The organism is Acinetobacter radioresistens DSM 6976 = NBRC 102413 = CIP 103788 (assembly GCF_006757745.1).
GTDB lineage: Bacteria > Pseudomonadota > Gammaproteobacteria > Pseudomonadales > Moraxellaceae > Acinetobacter > Acinetobacter radioresistens.
In genome coordinates, this window is record NZ_AP019740.1 from 182,538 (window position 1) to 203,487 (window position 20,950).

Consider the following 20,950-nt stretch of genomic DNA (forward strand, 5'->3'; position numbering starts at 1 on the left):
TCACTCATCAGATTTATAAAAACACTATATTTAACAAAATTTGTCGCTAAAACACCATGCTATGATATATCTTTCACTGGGAATTGATGAGAACAATATTCATGCATGGCATAAGCGGGATCATTTATATCATTTTAGCAGCTTGTCTGTTGCCCTATGTATTTACAGGCATTGCCAAGATGGCTGGTGGATTTAAAGCCAGAGATAACCAGAATCCACGTGAATTTCTTGCCCAGACCAAAGGTGTTGCTGCCAGGGCCAATGCGGCACAGCAGAACAGTTTTGAGAGTTTACCGCTTTTTATTGCGGCAGTGTTAATGGCAGAGTACATGGTCGTACCACAGGGCATTATTATGACCTTAGGTTTGGCCTATCTGGTGTTACGGGTCATCTATGGTATTTGTTACCTGGCCAATCTGGCCATGTTACGCTCGATCATCTGGTGCCTTTCACTACTCTGTCCAATATTTCTGCTGATTATTACCATCAAGATTAGTTGATTAAAGCATTGCTCAGATAAATCTTCATTTTTAGTGAGCTGGCGTTATAATTTCATCGGTTTGATCCTGTCCGTAATAGTGACAGGATCTGAAGACTTCACTGTTAAAGAGTACGGCTATGAGCTACAGCAATATCCCAGCGGGTAAAGATGCACCAAATGACATCTATGTAATTATTGAAATTCCTGCAAATGCAGTACCGATCAAATATGAAATTGATAAAGACTCTGATGCACTATTTGTAGACCGTTTTATGGGTACCGCCATGTTCTATCCAGCGAACTATGGTTATGTGCCAAATACTTTATCGTTGGATGGTGACCCACTAGATGTCTTGGTTGTTACACCATATCCGGTTGAACCAGGTTCAGTTATTCGTTGCCGTCCAGTCGGTAAATTGAACATGGAAGATGACGGCGGTGTAGATGCCAAACTTGTTGCTGTACCACACGAAAAGTTAACGCCAATTTATAAAGACGTTCAAGAATATACCGATCTGCCACCTTTATTGATCAGCCAAATTGAACATTTCTTCCAGCACTATAAAGATCTTGAACCAGGTAAGTGGGTTAAGTTAAGTGGTTGGGAAGGTGCAGATGTAGCTAAACAAGAAGTGTTGAGCTCAATTTCTGCCTATGCTGAAGCAAATAAATAATTTGTCTTAGGCGCGGCGTTGTTATTCTGATAATTAAGGACGCAATAAAAAAACCTGCATAATGTGCAGGTTTTTTTCACTTAAACAGTTCTAAAAATTAAAATAATTTCACAGGAACATCTAAGAATATACGCCATTCATTAGTATCACCAATGTACATACCTTGGTATGCATCACTTGCTCGATAGTACGAGTTACGGATACGAAGGCTTGCATCTTTAGCAAAACCAGATTGAACAGTATATTTTACCTGATTGAAGAATTCACGTTCTTGAGCATCATCCGTAGTTGGAGTTTTGATATCCCAGCCGTAAACAAATGCAGTCGTCCAGTTTAAGCCCGGTATACCGTAGTCATTGAAGTTAAGATTGTATTGAACTTGAGCTGACTTTTCATGGTTTCCAATAAAGTCAGAAAGGTATGAGTTTGGCAAATAGATACTTTGGAAACCATCAGCATTATAAGCATAGTCATAACCAGTATTGCCTGTATTTTGCTGATAGGCGAGCATTACCGTATGCGCGTTCTGGTTATAAGTTCCAGAAATTGCCCAAATATTATTTGATCGGTCTGCCGGATTACTTGCTGTCGTATAACCAGTTACTGCATCTCTATCCCATTCAGTGTGATAACCACTGAAGTCATAAGTAATAGAACTGTCATTAGCTAAAGGCAACTTGTAATTAGCATTTATATAGTGACGCTCTAATTTATCCTTAGAGTCTAAACCGTAATATGAAGCATTTATCTGGTCATTAAACTTGTACTTGGCGCCCCAAACTACTGCACGATCAAGGTTATTTCCGTCTGTAGAAATCTGATCAGACATCTGGTCTTTAGTAAATTTACCGGCAATCAGTTCCAGATTTTCAATTTCACGGCTGTTTGCCAGTACACCTGTAAAGTATTCAGGGACCAAGCGTGCAGTGTTACTTGCCAGTACTGGCAAATCCAGAACTTGAGTACCATAGCGGACTGTGGTGTTAGACATACGAGCTTTCACACTTGCGCCACCACGAGCCCAGTGGTCATAAGGTTCCCCATTACTGTCACGAGGAATCATATTGTTAGCAGAGTTTTTATTATCCCCGATTTTAAATGATAAATCACCGACAGCTCCTACCCCGAAGCCAACGATACCTTTAGTAAAACCAGACTCTAAATTAAAAATGGCTGTTTGTGCCCATGAACTTGTGTCATGAACACCATTTTTTTTATCACGGTAAAGATAACCGTTGCGGAATAAAACTGATCCTTCAGCATCTTCGACAAATCCTTTCGCTTCACTTTGTTCGCTAGCGTAGACTGAGGTTAGGCCAATAGCATGAATTAGAACTGCTAAAGTAAGTTTTTGGACTTTTAGCATTGGAGCCTCATAAATAAGATAAATTACTATTTTGCCAGAAAAAACACAAAACAGGTTAGATTTTATATAAAGTTTATAAAAAATAACGTTTTTATTATCTTTATTACACTAAAGTTATGCAATATTTACATTTATAATAATTTAAGTAATCTTTTAAAAAACTCATTATAAGATGTTTTATTTTAAAATTTACTTTCAATATCAGAATATTATTTTAAGAAGAGAGTTAAATAAAAGTATTTTTATATAATAATAATCATTATTATTAATTTGAATTATTGTCTTTAATAAAAAGTGTATCGCTTTATCTGAATTAAAATTCAAAACCAAAGTCGCAGTATTCTGTTTACATTATTAAAAATAATAAGGCCCACTGAAGTAAATTTTGTTATTTAGATATTTATTTGATTTTTTAAGTAGGACCCAGCCCAATAGCAAACTTTAATTTATTATTATTTGATCATTCTAAAAACAATAAATTGGCATAACTATTGCTAAGTCTTAGGCGTGAATTTTAAAAACAAACCAAACAATACACGCCACTCTCTAAAGGGGATACAAGATGTCAAAAAATATTCTTAAAGCTGCTCTTTTTACAGTTATCAGTGGAGTTTCTGGCTTAAGTCTCGCAGAAGAAACCCGGCCTTTTCCTTTTCCGGGAGAGGTTACCGGAAATATCGGAGTATTTTCCAGCTATAACCTGCGTGGTCTAACGAATGTTCCTGAGAACTCGGATGCAACTATACAAGGTGGGCTGGATTATAGCCATCCATCTGGGTTTTATGCGGGGTATTGGGGTTCCAGTCTGGACTATTCTTTGGCTGATTACGCTCCACTGACTGAAAGCTATAAGGGTGGTGACTCCTTTGAGCATGATTTTTATCTGGGTTATAAAGGTTCAATCAATGAAGATACCGGCTTCACGATAGGCGGTACTTACTATTATTACTATAACTCAGATGTTGACTCTGACGGCTTTGAAACACTGCTTGGCTTAAATTATAAAGATTTTGGTATTACTGCCCAGACGCTGACCCAAAATACCACTTGGGGTAATCAGGGTGATACCTATCTGCTAGCCACTTACAGTCGGGCTTTACCACAAGCTTTTACTGCAAATTTTGCTCTGGGCGCTTATTACTATGGTAATGATGACGAATTTATTACGACGACAGAAGATTTCAATTTCAGACATTTTACTGTCGGTTTAAGTCACCCTTTAGGAGATACCGGAGCCAATATGAGTCTGGATTATATTATTGGTGGATATGACCGTATGGATGATAAACAAAAGAATAAAGTGGTACTTGGCTTAAAATACAGTTTTTAAGCATTCTCAGAAATAAAAGCCAAGCTGATCTGAATCTGTCTTGGCTTTTTTAGTTCAGGACTGACTGCGGTAAGAAAGCGCTTCACTTAAATGACTTGTCTGGATTTCTTTGGAAAGTGCCAGATCAGCAATTGTTCTGGCTACACGTAAAACCCGATGATAAGCACGGGCAGAGAGATTGAGTCGTTGCTGTGCCATTTCAATTATACGTAGTGAGCTTTGGTCCAGCTGTGCATGCAGTTGGAGCTGTTTAGGGGAAAGCAGCTGGTTAAGGCAACCTTGGCGTTGGAGCTGCTGTTCATAAGCTAAGATGACACGTTTCCTGACTGTGTCTGAATTCTCAGCAGGTGTGGTTTGCTGGAGTTCATGCGCCTGCAAGGGTGGCACATCAATATGCAGATCAATCCGGTCCAGCAATGGACCGGAAATACGGTTCTGATAGCGCTTGATTGCATCGGCTGAACACTGGCAACGGTTATCCTGATTAAATGCATAACCACATGGACAAGGATTCATAGCTGCTACCAACTGGAAGTTGGCCGGAAAAGTCATTTGCCGGGAAGCCCGAGAAATAACAATTTCTTTAGACTCGAGTGGCTGACGTAAAACTTCCAGTACTTTGCGGTCAAATTCAGGAAGCTCATCTAGAAATAAAACACCTAAATGTGCCAGAGTGATTTCACCAGGCTTGGGTTGCGAGCCGCCGCCGACCAGCGCAATAGCAGATGCAGTATGGTGTGGAGCCCGAAAAGGCCGTTGTCCAAAGGGATGCTGAACATTGGCAATTGAATAGATACTGGCAACTTCAAGATTTTCCTGGGCATTGGGCGGAGGTAAAATGCTGGGTAACCTTGAAGCCAGCAGGGTCTTTCCAGTTCCAGGAGGGCCCTTAAAAAGTAGAGAGTGACCGCCTGCTGCTGCAATTTCCAAAGCACGCCGTGGGCGCAGTTGCCCCTTAATATCTGCCAAATCCAGTTTATAATCTTGAGCAGCTTTAGATAGTTTCCTTTTAACCGGTAATAATGGCTGTTGCTGTAGTAAATGCTGGCAAACCTGTTTTAGGTGCTGTGCTCCGTAGACCTGAAAGTCAGGGAGCTGCGCTGCTTCCATTGCATTTGCTTCTGCCAGTATCAGCTGATGCCGTACTTTTTGACATGCCATGGCAATTGCCAGTGTGCCGCTTACCGGACGCAAGCAGCCATCTAGAGCCAGTTCACCAATAAATTCAATCTGTTCTGTACTTTGTTCAGGGAGCTGGCCTGAAGCAACCAAGATTCCCAAGGCAATCGGTAGATCTAGACGTGATCCATCTTTGGGCAAATCGGCAGGAGCCAAGTTAATAGTAAGGCGTTTGGTGGGAAACTGAAAACCACTATTAATGATCGCCGAGCGAACCCGATCTTTACTTTCACGTACCGCAGCTTCAGGAAGGCCTACAATAGTCAGGGAGGGAAGCCCCTGACTCACATGAACTTCAACTTCAATAGAAGGCGCATGTAGCCCCAGCACCCCCCGGGTGTAAATTTTGGCAAAAGACATTTTATTGTTCCGTTATGATCTTATTTTTGTTGATTATGGTCTTCAAGTGCACTGTTAAAGTGCTTATTTTTTGTTCTTTAAAGTCTCTTCCAGCATATTGACCTGTTGCGTAAGCTGTTCGAGACGCAAATTGGCATTTTGTAGGGCAACACGCTGCCGTTCCATTTCCTGTTTAGAAACCAGATCCATTTTTTCTACAGCTTCATTTAATAAAGCCCTTAGATTTTTCTCAATATCTTTTTTAGGTTGGTCTATCTGCTCAAGAATGGCCTGTAATAGGGTTTCAATCATAGGGAATCCAGAAAATTATAAATATGGGCATACTTTAACACTGCTGAGGGGTATACCCTAGCCTGTTGAGTACATATAAAATTTTATATATTGAACGAGTTAAAATTACATATAAAAATGTTTATTTTTTAAAGTTTAGTCAAGCTGATCAAGTATAATCAAGCGTACGTCTCATGCCAAAAAATTCTATTTTCCCCAACCTTTAGAGATTCTTGGCATGAAAATTGAACATAAAACCTTACTGGTGAAACAAGCCGAAGGAAACTGAAATGAAGCTCGTAACTGCAATTGTAAAACCATTTAAATTGGATGACGTGCGTGAAGCCCTGTCTGACATCGGTGTTCAAGGTATTACTGTAACTGAAGTCAAAGGCTTTGGACGTCAAAAAGGCCACACTGAACTATACCGTGGTGCAGAATATGTTGTTGATTTCTTGCCAAAAGTAAAAATCGAAATTGCGATCAGTGATGATCTGGTGGATTCAGTGATTGAATCTATTACCCGTGTTGCCAGCACAGGAAAAATTGGCGACGGGAAAATTTTTGTGACTAATCTGGAACAGGTCATCCGTATTCGTACTGGCGAAACAGGACCGGATGCTGTCTAAGTTGGCATAAAGTTTGCTGAGTAACTGATAACTCAGAAATAAAGGTTGGGGGACACAAATGAAAAAAATGCTGCTTGCGCTCAGTCTGTCGGGCGCACTTTTAGGTGGATCAGCGGCTTGGGCCGAACCAACACCAGCTGATTCCGCCGTTACTGAAACTGTGGTTTCAACTTCATCTGACTCTACAATAATAACTCCGGCCGAACAGCCGGCTAATATAGCTCCTGCCGAAGAAGAGGCGCAGGCCGATTCAGGTGATACCGCTTGGGTGCTTATCTCTACCGCACTCGTTCTGCTAATGACAATTCCAGGCTTGGCTCTATTCTATGGCGGTATGGTCCGCAAGAAAAATGTTTTAAGTACGATGGCACACAGCTTTGTGGCTACTGCCGTAGTAAGTATAGTCTGGATTGTGATTGGTTATAGTCTGGCATTCAGCGAAGGTAATGCCTTTGTTGGTGGACTGGACAAGCTCATGCTTATGGGAATCGGGCCGTCTGCTGTGCAAGGCACCATCCCGGAAATTCTGTTTATTGTATTCCAGATGACCTTTGCCATTATTACGGTAGCTATCATCAGTGGTTCGATTGCCGAGCGGATGAAATTTGGCGCATTTATTACTTTTGTCGCATTCTGGGTGGTGCTGGTCTATGCCCCGATTACCCATTGGGTATGGGGTGGTGGCTGGTTAGCCAATGATGGTGCGCTGGACTTTGCTGGTGGTACTGTAGTTCATATCAATGCTGGTGTAGCAGGTCTGGTGGCTGCCTATATGCTGGGTAAACGGATGGGATTAGGCCGTGAATCTATGGCGCCACATAATCTGACTCTCACTATTCTGGGCGCCAGCCTGTTGTGGGTAGGCTGGTTTGGTTTCAATGCCGGCTCTGCACTGGGTGCAAATGGAGCAGCAAGCTACGCTATGATCGTGACTCAGGTGGCAGCAGCCGCAGCTACAATCGCCTGGCTGGTGGCAGAAAAATTTGTACGTGGCAAGGCCTCAGTACTGGGTGCTGTTTCAGGAGCGGTAGCTGGTCTGGTGGTTATTACTCCGGCCGCAGGTTTTGTGACAGTAAGTGGCGCATTAATTATGGGGCTGATTGGTGGAGTATCATGTTTCTGGGGCACTACAGCTCTTAAACGGTTACTCAAAGCCGATGACTCGCTGGATGCCTTTGGCCTGCATGGAGTAGGCGGTATTGTCGGGGCAATTTTAACCGGTGTATTTGCCAGTGAACTGATTATGGGTGATGCAGTTCCTACCGACATGATGAAACAGTTGTGGGTACAAGTAGAGGGTGTGCTGGCGACTATTGCTTATAGCGGCATCTTGACCTTCGTGATTCTAAAAATTATTGATCTGGTGATTGGCCTGCGTGTCTCTTCTGACGATGAACGTATGGGTCTGGATTTAAGCCAGCATGGGGAACGCATCGAATAAGCGGGAACCTGATGACAGGCAGCCCTACGGGGCTGTTTTTTTATGGCAGAACTGGCGAAAGTGCAGCAATATGCAGAATTTTTGCTACACTAGGTTAAGTTGATCATTTCTATTCAAGTCTATGCATTGTCCATTTTGTAATGCCGCAGACAGTAAAGTCATTGATTCGCGTCTTGCTGCCGAGGGCTGCCAGATCCGCCGGCGAAGAGAGTGCATCAATTGCGGTGAGCGCTTTACGACGTTCGAAAGTTATGAAGTCGTCATGCCGCGTGTCATTAAATCCAATGGAAAAAATGAACCGTTTGATGAGGCCAAGCTTCGTCGTTCCCTGATGCATGCCCTGCAAAAACGCCCGGTGACTCAAGAGCAGATTGAAACGGTACTGAGCGATATTCAGCTTCAAATCCGTCGCTTGGGTGAACGTGATGTTAAATCGCAGACTATCGGTGAAATCGTCATGCAGTCTCTGTTTGCACTGGACCATGTAGCCTATGTAAGGTTTGCATCGGTATATCAGGACTTTCAGGATGTTGAGGCATTTCGGCGCCAAATTGAACAGATGCAGCAACGTTAACAGAAGCGGAGAAAGGTAGTGAATAGCGGACTTGACCAAGACTATTTTTATATGCGGCGTGCCATTGAGCTTGCGCGTCTCGGTCAGTATTCAACCAAGCCCAATCCGAATGTTGGCTGTGTAATTGTCAAGGATGGCCAAATTATTGGTGAAGGCTATCATCCACGCGCGGGACAGCCTCATGCCGAGGTATTTGCGTTGCGTCAGGCGGGTGAGCAGGCTCAAGACGCAACTGCATATGTCACGTTGGAACCCTGTGCACATTATGGCCGTACTCCTCCATGTGCAGAAGCATTGGTCAAACATCAATTAAAAAAAGTAGTAATTGCCTGCCCTGATCCGAACCCGCTGGTCGCAGGTAAGGGTATAGCCATTTTAAAACAAGCTGGTATCGATGTGGAGAGTGGTATCTGTGAAAATGAAGCGGTACAGCTTAATTGCGGCTTTTTGAAAGCCATGGCTGTAGGCATGCCTTATGTACGCCTCAAAGTAGCTTCCAGTCTCGATGGTCGTACAGCAATGGCTTCAGGTGAGTCAAAATGGATCACAGGTAAAGCTGCCCGGCAGGATGTGCAACATTGGCGTGCAATTTCAGGAGTAGTGATTACCGGTATACAGACAGTGCTGGCTGATGACTGCCAGCTGAATGTACGTTGTTTACCCGGAACTGATTTGCAGACCGTTGTGCAGCCCAAACGGCTGGTACTGGACCGTCAGGGGCAGTTACCGTTAACGGCCAGAATATTGGCTAGTCCGGAACAACTTATGGTAATGGGACCCTTCCGGCAGGAACTTGCCGACTTAGGCGTGATACAATTACCGTTACAGCCTTTAAAAGGGTTATTACAGACCTTATGTAACCAGTATCAGATTTTTGATGTGCTGGTTGAAGCGGGAGCAACGCTTTCTTCTGCCTTCTTGCAGGAAAAACTGGTTGATGAGATGATCAGCTATGTTGCACCCACTTTTTTGGGGCAATCTGCCCGTGCGATGTTTAATGCTGAATTTATCAGTATGGCTGAGCAACTTCGTTTTAAGCTGGAAGATGCTACAATTGTAGGTGATGATCTCCGCTTAAGGTTAATCCCTACTCAAGAGACAGTATGAATTCAGAGTCTTCGGTTTATCACAAGCGTCGTCATGCCGCCCGCACGACAGATGAATATCTTTTTCATCAGCTGGTTCCTTATCTGGGTAACAAGCGCCGACTACTCCACCTGATTTTAGAAGCACTTGAAATTACTGGTACCCTGAATCAGGGCAATAAACGTGCCCCGATTTTTGCTGATTTCTTCGCTGGTAGCGGAGTGGTTTCACGTCTGGCCCGTCAAAATGGCTATCGTGTGATTGCCAATGACTGGGAACCTTATAGTCATGCACTGAATCATGCAATCTTGTCCTGTGTAGAGGCGCCTGCTTTTAAAGAGCTGGGCGGCTATCAAAAAGCAATTGATTATTTAAACCGTTTGCCTGAAGTCAAAGGCTGGGTGACCCATAATCTGTGTCCGCGTAATGACGAAGTTTATGATCCGACTCGTGACAGACTGTTCTTTAAGCGTCGCAACGGTATGCGTATTGACGCTATTCGCCAGCAGATTGCAACCTGGCAGGCACAAGGTGCAATTGATGATGTTGAGATGAGTGCCCTGCTTGCGCCATTGCTTTATTCTGCCAGTTTTGTCAGTAATACCAGTGGTGTATTTAAAAGTTTTCATCAGGGCTGGGGAGGAAAGACCCAAACAGCCCTGGAACGAATTGAATCATTATTGTGGCTAACGCCTGGCCGTTTCTGCGAAGTAGGTGAGCCGAACAAGCCGGCTGCTGAAATGTGGTGTGTAGATGCCCAGCATCTGGCTAATCAGATGAGTAGCTTTGAGGTCGATGTCGCCTATCTGGACCCGCCTTATAACCAGCATGCCTATAGCAGTAACTATCATGTATTAAATGCATTAACTTTATGGGACCAGGTGGACTTGCCGAGCCCGGATACCAAAGGCTATAAAAGTGGGATTGACCGTGCTTGGCGCAAAGAACGTCCAAGTCCATACAATTCATCTAAACATGCTAAAAAAGCTTATGAAAAGCTGCTGTCAACGATTAATGCACGCTATATTCTGACCAGTTATTCAACTGATGGTAATATAGAAGCCAAGGATTTGCTGAAGGCCAATCTGGAGCGTGGCAAAGTGACACTGCTCACGCAGGATGTACCACGTTATCGGGTCAGCAAGCAGCGTCAGTCAGAGCGGGCACGTGTACTTGAGTTTATTGTCATTACCGATACCCATGCCAAATCCGGTCCGCCTTTACGTCAGCTGCTCAGCCAGCTTTATCATTTTGCTGAACTTGGTGGTGTAGATACCTCCGGCGTGAGTACGCAATTAGCCCTGTGGTAAATTATTTAAGAGAAGAGATCTATGTTTACAGGCATTATTGAAAGTCTTGGAAAAGTACAGAGCCTGCAGAGCGTAGGCGGAGATGTACGGTTACGGATTCAGACTGACCTTGATATGTCTGATATACATTTGGGAGACTCGATCGCGACCAATGGTATCTGTCTGACCGTGATTGAATGGGGCGAGAACTGGTATGCGGCGGATGTTTCACGAGAAAGTTTAAACCGTACTACATTAGGGCAATGGAAAGTCGGACAACCGGTCAATGTTGAAAAGGCTATGCTACCGACTACGCGTTTCGGTGGCCATATTGTCAGTGGCCATGTTGATGCGGTTGGTGAAATCACCCTGGTCCGTGAAGATGCGCGTTCTGTTTACTATGAAGTGACTGCTCCAAAAGAAATTGCCAAGTATCTGGCCGAAAAAGGCTCGATCACTGTAGACGGTATCAGCCTGACCATTAATCATCTGCGGGGTAATATCTTAAGCCTGAATCTGATACCGCATACTGCCGAGCGCACCAATATCAGTACCTGGAAAACAGGCAGCAAAGTTAATCTGGAAGTAGATGTGTTGGCACGCTACATTGAACGTTTGTTGCTAGGTGATAAAGCTGCTGAACAGAAACCTGAGTCTTCTATCAGTATGGCATTTCTGGCAGAAAATGGTTTCTTGAAATAAGCCTCATAATTTGCTTCTAATATAAAGAACCGGCCATTGTGACCGGTTTTTTATATTAAAATTTGATCATAATAAGTGCAGGATATACTGCTGGGCTTTTTAAAATGGCAGTTTCTTTCAGTCTAAATCAGCCTGTTTCAGAGGCATGAGATAAAAATACAGATATAGAGGGAAATCTGCACGGCTAATCAATAAATTCTGTGTGGAGATAGACCACTGTTCACCCATAGAAAGTTGTGAAGAGAAAGTTGTGAAGTATGAGCAGAGAGCGGGCTGGTTGAGTGTATCCATAAATCTTCCTGAGCATCTGATAACTGGTCCTACTGCTGTAATGAGCACGATTTCGGCAGTATATATCTATTGCATTACCTTGTTGCTATGCCAGTCTTATGAGAGCTCACCAGCCTTACCGGTTTTAAGCATCTAATCTTGGATAGATGTCTTAAACTTTGTATTTTTCAGGATGTATTCGATCTCTTCATGAGCTGCTGCCTGTAACCTGGCACGAAAGGCACTCACCGCCTGTTCGATCTGGGTATCTGCTTCAAGCTCTAAACGCAGGCGTACACTTTCAAGTTCAGTGAGAATTTGTTCATCTTGAACTTTCAGAAAATATTTCTGGGCGTAATCAATGGCTGGAAGCTCAGGATTTTTATGATAACGTGAACTGTACTCTAGTGTTTCCTGACTCAGCATCTGGTTCAAAATATACAGCTGCTCAGTCTGTTGATGAAACTGATGAGCTTCATCTTCATATAGCCCGGCATTATAAGCAGCCTGGTCAGCGCGTTTTTTCGCCAGAGATTTTTCTAGAGCCCGTTGTTTGCGAATACGGGCCTGTTCCAGCAGTTCTGCTTTGAGTTCAGTGTAAGCAGTTTCAATTCTCTGCTGTGATTCAAGCTGAGCTCTCTGCTCCCTTGCCTGCCAGTTCTGGATAGAAGTTTCTGGTCGCAGTAATTCACAGATTCGCTTGAGGTCATCTTCATATATTTGCCGGACAGGTTCCGGAGTATCCAGCCAGCGCTTTTTAAAGTCTTGACCAATATTAAGGGCCACCTGATTCTCCTCTAGATCATTTCATGTATATGGTACAAAGCTGATTTACAGTTTAAATGTACGGGGTTGAATACCCAGTTGCCGGTAAGTTTTATATTTTTCCCGACCAGTTTGCTTGGCAGTTTCATTGTTTTCAATAATTTCAATTATATGTCCAAATTTTTCAACTGAACCAAGCGCTTTGTCAGAAAAATTAAACACCAGCCATTCTAATTCAGCAGGCAGCTCGGCAGAAATACACACCGGTGCATTAACCTGGTCAATGCCATGACCAATAAAACTGGCTGTATCGAAATTCCATAATGCTTCATCCAGCTGCTGCTGCATACTTGGATCGGGGCAATATAGCCAGATTCTGGCAGGCTGCCGCAAGATCTTACGGCATAAACGGCAAGCACTTTCTACTTGCCGTTCCTGACTTTTTTCAAACAGATAAAAACTGACCTTAGCCATTAGCTGCTGCACGGTTTGCTAAAAATTGCATCAGCATTGGAACAGGGCGGCCAGTTGCGCCTTTTGCTGCTCCAGATAACCACGCAGTACCAGCAACATCAAGATGTGCCCAGCGGTAATCTGTGGTAAAGCGCTGCAAAAAGCAGGCTGCAGTCACTGAACCGGCCTGTGGCCCGCCAATATTGCCCATATCTGCAAATGGTGAGTCAAGCTGTTCCTGGTAATCGTCCAGAACCGGCATACGCCATACACGGTCATGGCTCTGCTCTCCGGCACGGGTAATTTCGGCTGCCAGTTCATCATCTGGTGTAAACAGGCCAGAAAGTACTTTACCCAGCGCTACAACACATGCTCCGGTTAAAGTAGCAATATCAATCACCAGTGCAGGATTAAAGCGTTTTACATAAGTGAGGGTATCGCAGAGTACAAGACGGCCTTCAGCATCAGTATTCAGGATTTCGACAGTCTGGCCACTCATGGTGGTAACGATATCACCCGGACGGGTAGCGTGTCCGGAAGGCATATTCTCAGCAGCAGCAACTGCTCCAATAACATGAATTGGCAGTTTTGCTTCACACAGAGCACGTATGGTTCCTAATACCGAAGCGGCACCACACATATCAAATTTCATTTCATCCATGCCTAAACCAGGTTTAAGTGAAATACCGCCCGTATCAAAGGTAACACCTTTACCCACCAGTACTACTGGTGCCTCTTCGGTTTTCACTTTATATTCCAATGTGATGACACGGCCCGGACGGTCTGAACCTTTACTTACAGCCAGAAAAGCATTCATGCCCAGATCAGCCATCTGCTGTTCATTAAGTACAGTAACTTTTAACAGATCAGGATATTGAGCCGCCAGTGCCTGTGCCTGTTCAGCCAGATATTCAGGAAAGCAGATATTGCCCGGACGATTACCTAAATCCCGAGCAAAATTTTGTCCCGACTGTACGGCATGTAAAAGCGTTAACTGTTGCTGGCTCAGACTGCTCTGAGGTGCAACCAGTTCAATATGTTCCAGCAGGAACTCATTTTTCTTTGATTTAAATTCATCAAACTGATAAGCCGCCTGAGTCAGTCCAAGAGCAAAAAGGTAGTGAAATTCATCAGGTAGTGCTGAAATATCAATAGTGATGTGCTTGAATTTTTTTTGTGTAGATTTAATAACAGTTTGTGCAATTTTTGCTAACTTGGCTGTTTTAAACTCACTTACCTTATCGAGCCCCAGCAGTACAGCATTCTGATGAGCTGAAGTCTGAGCGATTAATGGCAGGCATTCATTCAAACTACCCTTGAACTGTGTCGCGTCTATTAAAGCCTTTAGTTCATTGAACTGGTAGGCTGTGGCAGGCTGTTCAAGGTTTTCAGCATCAGTCAGAATGATCAGATGTTGACTGGAAGTCAGAGTAGAGGAAGAGGTATTAATTGTCAGTTTCATATGTCTTTCATGCCTATTCAATAGCTTGATTTATTAAACCATTGAAACATTTCCTTTGATAGCGTTTCAATAAGCAAGTCCGTGATAGGTTTTATATTTTTAACATTCGGGTAAACTAGCGCTAGTTCCGATTGGCCTTTTTGGAAGATTAACTTTGATTATCCGGCGTTATCTCGTCAAGCAAGTAGTTTCGACTTCACTGGTGGTCATTGCCTTATTGACCCTGATCATGATGGGCGGGCGTCTGATCAAGTATTTCGGCGTCGCAGCGCAAGGACGGCTTGATGCCAGTATTCTGCTGAGTATTATTGGCTACCGTTTACCGGAATTCTTGACCCTGATTCTTCCACTGGGATTTTTTATCGGTTTAATGCTGGTTTTTGGCCGTCTTTATGTTGACCATGAAATGGCAGTGCTGAACGGAAGTGGTATTAGCCGTAACCGGCTAGCACGTCTTCTAATTCCCCTGACACTGGTTTATATGCTGGTACAGAGCATATTGATGCTGTGGATGTCGCCATGGGGAATCCGCCAGTTTGAGCAGTTGACCACCAGTCAGGCTGTGCGTACCGGTTTTGATCTGGTCAGGCCTAAAGAATTTATTTCTTCAGGTCCTTATACGATTTATGCCGGTTCACTTTCGGAAGATCATAAAAACTTAAAAGAGATATTTTTTTATCAACGGGCAGAAAAGCCGGGTAAACCTGATGTCATGATTCTGGCCAAAGAAGCTACCCGGGTAGAAATGATGGATGACAGCGCCAATGTTGTTGATCTGGTGCAGGGCCGCCGTTACGAGATTTATCCGGGTCAACCTCGCTATTCACAGGCAGAGTTTGAAAGTTACCGGTTACGTTTGGAAAATGACAAGACTGCAAATTTTGAAAGTGATGATGTTGCTGCACTTACCACCAGTAAACTCTGGGAACAGCGGGCTGACCCGGTGGTGGCAAGTGAACTGGGGTGGCGGATATTTGTACCGTTTGCCATTATGGTCGCATTAATTCTGGCGATGGCGCTTTCTGAGGTCAGCCCACGCCAGGGACGCTACATGAAGTTATTTCCGGCTTTGCTTATTTTTGCCAGTCTGATTGTAGCGCTGATGGCCATTAAAACCCGGGCCAGTAAGGATGAAATCGGAATCTGGGCCTATCCGGCAGTTTTGCTGGTATATGCTGTTGCTGGCGCTCTCTTTTCCAGAAAGCAGAAACTGGCCCCTAAACTTAAGAAACAGATCAAGCGAGTAAGATCCTAATGCTGGCACGTAGAATTGTTGCAAAACATGTTACCAAAACCACAGCGCTCGCCATGCTGGGGGCAACCGTCGTGCTGTCTATTTTGCAGGTCCTGTTTACTTATCTGGGGGAGCTGGGAAATCTGAAAGAAGGCTATAATGCCTGGCAGGCACTATTGTATGTGTTATGGAGCGCACCACGTTATATTTATGAAATTCTACCGATTTCGGCATTGATCGGTGCAGTTTTAGGTTTAGGGACGCTAGCTTCAAACAGTGAATTAATTATCATGCGTGCCGCCGGTATCAGTCTCTGGCGGATTGTTAGCTGGGTAATGCGTTCAGCCTTATTACTGGTGATTTTATCTTTTGCCTTGAGTGAATGGGTTATTCCTGTAACTAATGAGCGTGCCGAAAGTGTAAAAAGTCACCGTTCAGTTGCACAGCTGGGTGAAGTCAAAGGCTACTGGAGCCGGGAAGGCCAGCGCTTTATTTATATTGATTATGCTAACTCGCAAGGAAATCTGCGTAATGTACAGGTAGTCGACTTCGATCAGGATTACCGCTTGCAGGCTTTACTAAATGCTGACTCTGGCCAGTTTGAACAAGATGGCCAATGGCGTTTACAGAATTCTGTACAGGTAGACATTCTGGAAGCTGGTAATGCAGTACAGCATATTGCTGAACAGCAGCCTCTCGCACTGGCGTTAAAACCTAAATATGTCCATATGGTAACACTAGACCCAGAAGATTTATCTCCAAGTCAACTAATAAGCTTCATGCGTTATATGGAAGAATACAGTCAAGTACCCAAAACCTATCAATTGGCCTTCTGGCAGAAACTGGCTTCACCATTTGCCCTGATTACCTTGGTACTGATTGCCTGCTCATTTATTTTCGGTCCTTTACGTCAGCAATCGATGGGCTTCCGGCTGGTTATTGCGCTGTTTATCGGTCTCGGCTTTTACTATCTGCAGGATTTTCTTGGCTATGCCAGTCTGGTCTATTCACCTTCTCCAGTCTGGTTTGTCTTTTTCCCGATTCTGCTGATGTTTATCGGTGGTAGTTATTTGTTATATCGGGCACGCTAGACCAATTGAAGGAACTGATAGACGGGATCGTCTAAACTCATCTCGACTACATAGAGTCTTAAGCCAAAATTGGTTAAGATAGCCTGATGAATTTGCAAACAGAAAAGAGTGTAAAAACATGACGGATGCGACAACAGGCAAAATTCCACACGTACTGGTCATCATGGATGGCATAGGTCATCGTGAAGCGGTTAAGGACAATGCCTTTCTTGCGGCAAAAACACCCAATCTGACCGCTATGAAGCAAAAGCATCCGCATGGTCTGATTTCTGGATCTGGAGAGGACGTGGGGCTTCCAGATGGACAAATGGGTAATTCAGAAGTGGGCCATATGAATTTGGGTGCTGGTCGAGTGCTATATCAGGACTTTACTCGTATTACCAAGGAAATCCGTACCGGAGCATTCTTTGAACATGAAGTGCTGGTTGATGCTGTAGAGAAAGCGAAGACAGCTAACGGTGCAGTACACATTATGGGGCTGCTATCCGAAGGCGGAGTGCATTCACATCAGGACCATATTATGGCCATGTGTGAACTGGCGCTTAAACGTGGTGCACAGGTCTATCTGCATGCTTTTCTAGATGGCCGCGACACGCCACCAAAAAGTGCCGAGTCATCTTTGCAGAAGCTGGATGCCTTATTTGCCCAATACCCGGGTCAGGGGCGTATTGCTAGCCTGATTGGCCGCTATTATGCTATGGACCGTGATAACCGCTGGGATCGTTTAGAGCAGGCCTATCGGCTGTTAACTGAAAGTGAAGCACTGCGCGTAGCAATGACTGCAACTGAAGGGCTAGAGCAGGCCTATGCAGCAAATGAGACAGATGAGTTTGTAAAAGCTACTCGTATTGGTGAGCCTGTAAAAATTCAGGATGGCGATGCAGTGGTCTTTATGAACTTCCGTGCAGACCGCGCACGCGAACTGACCCGTGCTTTCGTGGAAAAGAATTTTCAGGGGTTTGAACGGAAGGTTGTGCCAGCATTATCCAAATTTGTGATGCTGACCCGTTATCAGGCCACTATTGATGCACCGGTTGCCTATATGCCGGATGCTCTGGTTAACTCTCTGGGCGAGTACCTGTCCAATCTGGGCAAAACCCAGCTCCGTATTGCCGAAACTGAAAAATATGCTCATGTGACTTTCTTTTTTAGTGGCGGCCGTGAAGAAGAATATCCGGGTGAAAAGCGCATCCTGATACCTTCTCCAAATTTGGCAACTTATGACCTTAAGCCTGAAATGAGTGCCTATGAAGTCACGGATGAACTGGTCAAGGCTATTCATTCAGGTGAATATGATCTGCTGGTAGTAAACTATGCAAATGGTGACATGGTCGGCCATACCGGTATATTTGATGCCGCAGTAAAAGCGGTTGAAGCAGTAGATACTTGTCTTGGTCGGGTCTATGAAGCAGTAATGGCCAAGCATGGACACATGCTGGTAACAGCCGATCATGGTAATGTTGAACAAATGCAAGATTACCAAAGTGGTCAGGTCCATACCCAGCATACCACTGAACTGGTTCCTTTCATCTATGTCGGACCGACCTCTGCAGAGATTATCGAAGGGGGAGTACTTGCCGATGTTGCACCTACTTTGCTAAATCTTATGAAATTACCTGTACCGGCAGAAATGCAGGGACGTAATCTGATTCAGTTAAGTACCTCTTAAACAACGATAGGTGAATCATATGCTCCAGCACTGGAAATACAGGGCAATAATTGCCGGCCTATTAGGGTGTTGGAGTAGTACTATTCTGGCTGCCAATACGGCTAATGATGCATTTGTGCCTGAGTTAAATTCACCAGTGACGCAAGAAGATTTTGCTGAAATTCCGGTTGAGTCCATTCAGCAGTTTGTCGAGATTTATGGAATTGTAAAAGATAACTATGTTTCCGATAAGACTGATGATGAACTGTTCCAACAGGCAATTAGAGGATTGGTCAGTGGGCTGGACCGTTACTCACGCTATCTTTCAGCAGAGGATTACCGTGAACTGATTCAATATACTGAAGGAGATATTGCTTCAATTGATTTTAATTTAAATTATGATGCGCATGATCGCCAGTGGCGGATCCGTGATTTAAAAGATGGCTCGGACTCTTCCAAACTGGGATTACGCAACGGTGTATCCGTCTCGCGTATTGATAACCAGGAACTTAAGAGTCTGAACCATAGCCAGGTCAATAACCTGTTATATGGTACTGTCGGTTCAACGCTAGAAATGCAGCTGGGCAATAACGCCACACCGATCAGTTTGGTCCGTAACAAGAAGATTGAAGCCGATATTGAGCCGATATTGATTCATAACCAGCAGGTTTTGGTACTCAAGGTACATGTATTCCAGCAGGATACTGCTAACCAGATTAAATCACTTATTGAAGAGAACCAGTCACCACGTTTGAAAACAGTCCTGATTGATCTGCGCAATAACCCGGGTGGATTACTCTCGGCTGCGGTTGAGACTGCAGATCTATTCCTGAATCAGGGCGTTATTGTTTCCACCAAAAGTCGTTCAGAAGGCAGCCAGCAGTTTCAGGCTTTACCGGGCAATGAGTTCCAGAACCTGAAAATGGGTATTCTCATCAATAACCGTTCTGCTTCTGCGGCTGAGGTGTTTACAGGAGCTCTAAAAGCTCAGAAACGAGCTTGGGTTATTGGTGAAAAAAGCTATGGTAAAGGTGTAGTCCAGAAGTTATTTCCCTTACCTAATGGTGCAGCACTACAGATGACGGTGTCACATTATTACACTCCAGACGGCAACATGATTGAAGGCCGTGGTATTCAACCGGATCAGCTATTTCCGATGAGCCCAAGTATTAAAGAAGAAACTTATCTGGACAATGTGGCAGAATTACTATTAAAGAAATATCCCTGACTACTCATCATCGGTATCCAGCCCAAATTTTTTAAGTCGATAACGTAAAGAGCGAAAACTCATTCCAAGTTTTTTAGCAGCCAAAGTCCGGTTCCAGTGTGTCTGGTTCAGTGCAGTGAGCAGAACTTCTTTTTCAATATTTTCCAGATATTGCTCCAGGCCTTCGGCAGGAATTTTCCTGTGAGGGCTCAACGGAATGACTTGGTCCGTTAGCGGTTCATGATTAATTTGGCCTGCTACAAAATTTTGGACATTGCGCAAAGGTGCACTTTGTAGTTGGGGTAAATCAATATATTCATTATCACTTAATGTGATCGCACGTTCGATAATATTACGCAGTTCACGCACATTCCCCGGAAAATATTGCTGCATCAGAAATTGCTGGCCGCGCTCGGTCAGAATTTTATTGGGAATATCCCACTCCTTACATACTTCCTGAATAAAATGTTTAGCCAGCAGAAGAATGTCATCTTCACGTTCACGCAGGGGGGGCAGAACAATATCCATGACATGAATCCGAAAGAAGAGATCCTGCCGGAACTTACCTTGCTGTACTAGTATTTCCAGGTCCTGATGACTGGCACTAATTACACGAAAATCCACATCAATTTCCTGATCACTACCAATCGGACGGATTTTCTTTTCCTGTACGGCACGGAGTAATTTAACCTGCATGGCCAGAGGCAGTTCAGCAATTTCATCCAGAAACAAGCTACCGCCATGGGCAGAATAAATTAGTCCCTGTTTGTCCTGACTTGCGCCGGTAAAACTTCCCTTTTTGTGTCCAAACAGCTCACTTTCCATGAGATCGCCTGGAATAGCGCCACAGTTAATAGCAATAAATGGCCCGTCACTGCGGTTACTTAAGCGATGCACCAGATTAGCCACTACTTCCTTGCCTGTACCGGATTCACCAGTAATAAAAACCGGTGCCTGTGAGCGGGCAATTTTTTTCAAGGCAATTTTGAGCTGCTGGATTGGCAAAGAAGTGCCAATCAACATCCGATTTTCCAAAGCATCTTGAACCAGTTGCTGAGCCGATTGAGGCGTATTGAGTGCTTTTTGAACCAGTTGCTGTAGATGGGCCTGATTGACAGGTTTACTGACAAAATCAAAAGCTCCAGCCTTGAGTGCTGAAATAGCAATTTCCATATTGCCATAGGCGGTCAAAACGGCGATCGGTGTACAAGGATAAAGTTGTGAAACATAATGGACTAATTCCAGCCCATTGCCATCTGGCAAATTCAGATCAGTCAGGCAGGCATCATAAGCATGTTGCTGAAAAAGTTTCTTTGCCTGCTCCAGTCCATGTGCAATGTGGGTCCTGATATTGATTTTGGCCAAAGACATTTGCATTAAAGTACAAAGGTCTTCCTCATCATCGACCAATAATATAAGTGCCTGCTGATTTGTCATGA

21 protein-coding genes are annotated in these 20,950 nt (G+C 44.1%); 13 read left to right on the forward strand and 8 right to left on the reverse strand.

What is annotated here, in order from left to right; all coding sequences use genetic code 11:
• Window positions 1-101: 101 nt before the first annotated feature.
• Both ACRAD_RS00850 and ppa read left to right on the forward strand, forming a co-directional pair.
• Window positions 102-500: an MAPEG family protein gene (locus ACRAD_RS00850; RefSeq protein WP_005022923.1), complete on the forward strand. Its 399-nt coding sequence runs from the start codon at window positions 102-104 to the stop codon at window positions 498-500.
• Window positions 501-618: 118 nt separating this feature from the next.
• Complete coding sequence (ppa, locus tag ACRAD_RS00855) at window positions 619-1,155, forward strand: inorganic diphosphatase (protein WP_005022926.1); 537 nt, start codon at window positions 619-621, stop codon at window positions 1,153-1,155.
• A 97-nt stretch (window positions 1,156-1,252) separates the two neighbouring features.
• On the opposite strand, the gene ACRAD_RS00860 is transcribed toward ppa, so the two are convergent.
• Window positions 1,253-2,521, reverse strand: coding sequence for an OprD family outer membrane porin (locus tag ACRAD_RS00860; RefSeq protein ID WP_005022928.1), 1,269 nt, complete (start codon window positions 2,519-2,521; stop codon window positions 1,253-1,255).
• Between the two features lie 562 nt (window positions 2,522-3,083).
• Between ACRAD_RS00860 and ACRAD_RS00865 the strand changes: the two genes are divergently transcribed.
• Window positions 3,084-3,851, forward strand: a complete 768-nt coding sequence (locus tag ACRAD_RS00865; protein ID WP_005022931.1) for a TorF family putative porin — start codon at window positions 3,084-3,086, stop codon at window positions 3,849-3,851.
• 54 nt (window positions 3,852-3,905) lie between these two features.
• Here ACRAD_RS00865 and ACRAD_RS00870 read toward each other — a convergent pair whose 3' ends face one another.
• Both ACRAD_RS00870 and ACRAD_RS00875 read right to left on the reverse strand, forming a co-directional pair.
• Window positions 3,906-5,390: a YifB family Mg chelatase-like AAA ATPase gene (locus ACRAD_RS00870; protein WP_005022934.1), complete on the reverse strand. Its 1,485-nt coding sequence runs from the start codon at window positions 5,388-5,390 to the stop codon at window positions 3,906-3,908.
• A 63-nt stretch (window positions 5,391-5,453) separates the two neighbouring features.
• Window positions 5,454-5,681, reverse strand: a complete 228-nt coding sequence (locus tag ACRAD_RS00875) for an accessory factor UbiK family protein (protein WP_005017183.1) — start codon at window positions 5,679-5,681, stop codon at window positions 5,454-5,456.
• 269 nt (window positions 5,682-5,950) lie between these two features.
• Between ACRAD_RS00875 and glnK the strand changes: the two genes are divergently transcribed.
• The 6 genes from glnK to ACRAD_RS00905 all read left to right on the forward strand — a co-directional run bounded on the left by glnK (window position 5,951) and on the right by ACRAD_RS00905 (window position 11,381).
• Window positions 5,951-6,289: a P-II family nitrogen regulator gene (glnK, locus tag ACRAD_RS00880; RefSeq protein ID WP_005017180.1), complete on the forward strand. Its 339-nt coding sequence runs from the start codon at window positions 5,951-5,953 to the stop codon at window positions 6,287-6,289.
• 58 nt (window positions 6,290-6,347) lie between these two features.
• Window positions 6,348-7,730 (forward strand): ammonium transporter, encoded by a 1,383-nt coding sequence (locus tag ACRAD_RS00885; RefSeq protein ID WP_005017177.1) that lies wholly within the window; start codon window positions 6,348-6,350, stop codon window positions 7,728-7,730.
• Window positions 7,731-7,851: 121 nt separating this feature from the next.
• A complete protein-coding gene (nrdR, locus tag ACRAD_RS00890) occupies window positions 7,852-8,304 on the forward strand; it encodes a transcriptional regulator NrdR (protein WP_005017176.1) in 453 nt (150 codons plus the stop codon).
• A gap of 51 nt (window positions 8,305-8,355) precedes the next feature.
• Complete coding sequence (gene ribD, locus ACRAD_RS00895; protein WP_051005726.1) at window positions 8,356-9,411, forward strand: bifunctional diaminohydroxyphosphoribosylaminopyrimidine deaminase/5-amino-6-(5-phosphoribosylamino)uracil reductase RibD; 1,056 nt, start codon at window positions 8,356-8,358, stop codon at window positions 9,409-9,411.
• A complete protein-coding gene (locus ACRAD_RS00900) occupies window positions 9,408-10,700 on the forward strand; it encodes a DNA adenine methylase (protein ID WP_005017173.1) in 1,293 nt (430 codons plus the stop codon). Before ribD ends, ACRAD_RS00900 begins: the two co-directional genes overlap by 4 nt.
• 21 nt (window positions 10,701-10,721) lie before the next feature.
• The gene (locus tag ACRAD_RS00905) at window positions 10,722-11,381 is read left to right on the forward strand and encodes a riboflavin synthase (RefSeq protein WP_005022940.1); all 660 of its coding nucleotides are present in this window, start codon (window positions 10,722-10,724) and stop codon (window positions 11,379-11,381) included.
• 117 nt (window positions 11,382-11,498) lie between these two features.
• Here the strand turns inward: ACRAD_RS00905 and ACRAD_RS16400 are convergent, their stop codons facing one another.
• From ACRAD_RS16400 to ACRAD_RS00920, 4 genes are all read right to left on the reverse strand, one after another.
• Complete coding sequence (locus ACRAD_RS16400) at window positions 11,499-11,672, reverse strand: hypothetical protein (protein WP_005022943.1); 174 nt, start codon at window positions 11,670-11,672, stop codon at window positions 11,499-11,501.
• A gap of 132 nt (window positions 11,673-11,804) precedes the next feature.
• Complete coding sequence (gene blhA / locus ACRAD_RS00910) at window positions 11,805-12,437, reverse strand: cell division protein BlhA (RefSeq protein ID WP_005022947.1); 633 nt, start codon at window positions 12,435-12,437, stop codon at window positions 11,805-11,807.
• A 45-nt stretch (window positions 12,438-12,482) separates the two neighbouring features.
• Window positions 12,483-12,890, reverse strand: coding sequence for a DNA polymerase III subunit chi (locus ACRAD_RS00915; RefSeq protein WP_005022950.1), 408 nt, complete (start codon window positions 12,888-12,890; stop codon window positions 12,483-12,485).
• Window positions 12,883-14,331 (reverse strand): leucyl aminopeptidase, encoded by a 1,449-nt coding sequence (locus ACRAD_RS00920; protein ID WP_005022952.1) that lies wholly within the window; start codon window positions 14,329-14,331, stop codon window positions 12,883-12,885. The genes ACRAD_RS00915 and ACRAD_RS00920 overlap by 8 nt, the downstream gene beginning before the upstream one ends.
• Window positions 14,332-14,485: 154 nt before the next feature.
• On the opposite strand from ACRAD_RS00920, the gene lptF reads away from it, so the two are divergent.
• From lptF to ACRAD_RS00940, 4 genes are all read left to right on the forward strand, one after another.
• Window positions 14,486-15,586 (forward strand): LPS export ABC transporter permease LptF, encoded by a 1,101-nt coding sequence (gene lptF, locus ACRAD_RS00925; RefSeq protein ID WP_005022954.1) that lies wholly within the window; start codon window positions 14,486-14,488, stop codon window positions 15,584-15,586.
• The gene (gene lptG, locus ACRAD_RS00930) at window positions 15,586-16,656 is read left to right on the forward strand and encodes an LPS export ABC transporter permease LptG (protein ID WP_005022957.1); all 1,071 of its coding nucleotides are present in this window, start codon (window positions 15,586-15,588) and stop codon (window positions 16,654-16,656) included. Before lptF ends, lptG begins: the two co-directional genes overlap by 1 nt.
• A gap of 118 nt (window positions 16,657-16,774) precedes the next feature.
• Complete coding sequence (gene gpmI / locus ACRAD_RS00935; protein ID WP_005022960.1) at window positions 16,775-18,325, forward strand: 2,3-bisphosphoglycerate-independent phosphoglycerate mutase; 1,551 nt, start codon at window positions 16,775-16,777, stop codon at window positions 18,323-18,325.
• Between the two features lie 19 nt (window positions 18,326-18,344).
• Entirely contained in the window at window positions 18,345-19,532 is a 1,188-nt protein-coding gene (locus tag ACRAD_RS00940) for a S41 family peptidase (RefSeq protein ID WP_005022963.1), read from the forward strand.
• Here the strand turns inward: ACRAD_RS00940 and ACRAD_RS00945 are convergent, their stop codons facing one another.
• Entirely contained in the window at window positions 19,533-20,948 is a 1,416-nt protein-coding gene (locus ACRAD_RS00945; RefSeq protein WP_005022966.1) for a sigma-54-dependent transcriptional regulator, read from the reverse strand.
• Between the last annotated feature and the right edge of the window lie 2 nt (window positions 20,949-20,950).

Excerpts from the sequence above, each read along its gene's own strand:
- ACRAD_RS00850 (WP_005022923.1), top strand. The coding sequence starts at position 102 with ATGCATGGCATAAGCGGGATCATTTATATCATTTTAGCAGCTTGTCTG.
- ppa (WP_005022926.1), top strand. The coding sequence starts at position 619 with ATGAGCTACAGCAATATCCCAGCGGGTAAAGATGCACCAAATGACATC.
- ACRAD_RS00860 (WP_005022928.1), bottom strand. The coding sequence starts at position 2,521 with ATGCTAAAAGTCCAAAAACTTACTTTAGCAGTTCTAATTCATGCTATT.
- ACRAD_RS00865 (WP_005022931.1), top strand. The coding sequence starts at position 3,084 with ATGTCAAAAAATATTCTTAAAGCTGCTCTTTTTACAGTTATCAGTGGA.
- ACRAD_RS00870 (WP_005022934.1), bottom strand. The coding sequence starts at position 5,390 with ATGTCTTTTGCCAAAATTTACACCCGGGGGGTGCTGGGGCTACATGCG.
- ACRAD_RS00875 (WP_005017183.1), bottom strand. The coding sequence starts at position 5,681 with ATGATTGAAACCCTATTACAGGCCATTCTTGAGCAGATAGACCAACCT.
- glnK (WP_005017180.1), top strand. The coding sequence starts at position 5,951 with ATGAAGCTCGTAACTGCAATTGTAAAACCATTTAAATTGGATGACGTG.
- ACRAD_RS00885 (WP_005017177.1), top strand. The coding sequence starts at position 6,348 with ATGAAAAAAATGCTGCTTGCGCTCAGTCTGTCGGGCGCACTTTTAGGT.
- nrdR (WP_005017176.1), top strand. The coding sequence starts at position 7,852 with ATGCATTGTCCATTTTGTAATGCCGCAGACAGTAAAGTCATTGATTCG.
- ribD (WP_051005726.1), top strand. The coding sequence starts at position 8,356 with ATGCGGCGTGCCATTGAGCTTGCGCGTCTCGGTCAGTATTCAACCAAG.
- ACRAD_RS00900 (WP_005017173.1), top strand. The coding sequence starts at position 9,408 with ATGAATTCAGAGTCTTCGGTTTATCACAAGCGTCGTCATGCCGCCCGC.
- ACRAD_RS00905 (WP_005022940.1), top strand. The coding sequence starts at position 10,722 with ATGTTTACAGGCATTATTGAAAGTCTTGGAAAAGTACAGAGCCTGCAG.
- ACRAD_RS16400 (WP_005022943.1), bottom strand. The coding sequence starts at position 11,672 with ATGGATACACTCAACCAGCCCGCTCTCTGCTCATACTTCACAACTTTC.
- ACRAD_RS00915 (WP_005022950.1), bottom strand. The coding sequence starts at position 12,890 with ATGGCTAAGGTCAGTTTTTATCTGTTTGAAAAAAGTCAGGAACGGCAA.
- ACRAD_RS00920 (WP_005022952.1), bottom strand. The coding sequence starts at position 14,331 with ATGAAACTGACAATTAATACCTCTTCCTCTACTCTGACTTCCAGTCAA.
- lptG (WP_005022957.1), top strand. The coding sequence starts at position 15,586 with ATGCTGGCACGTAGAATTGTTGCAAAACATGTTACCAAAACCACAGCG.
- gpmI (WP_005022960.1), top strand. The coding sequence starts at position 16,775 with ATGACGGATGCGACAACAGGCAAAATTCCACACGTACTGGTCATCATG.
- ACRAD_RS00940 (WP_005022963.1), top strand. The coding sequence starts at position 18,345 with ATGCTCCAGCACTGGAAATACAGGGCAATAATTGCCGGCCTATTAGGG.
- ACRAD_RS00945 (WP_005022966.1), bottom strand. The coding sequence starts at position 20,948 with ATGACAAATCAGCAGGCACTTATATTATTGGTCGATGATGAGGAAGAC.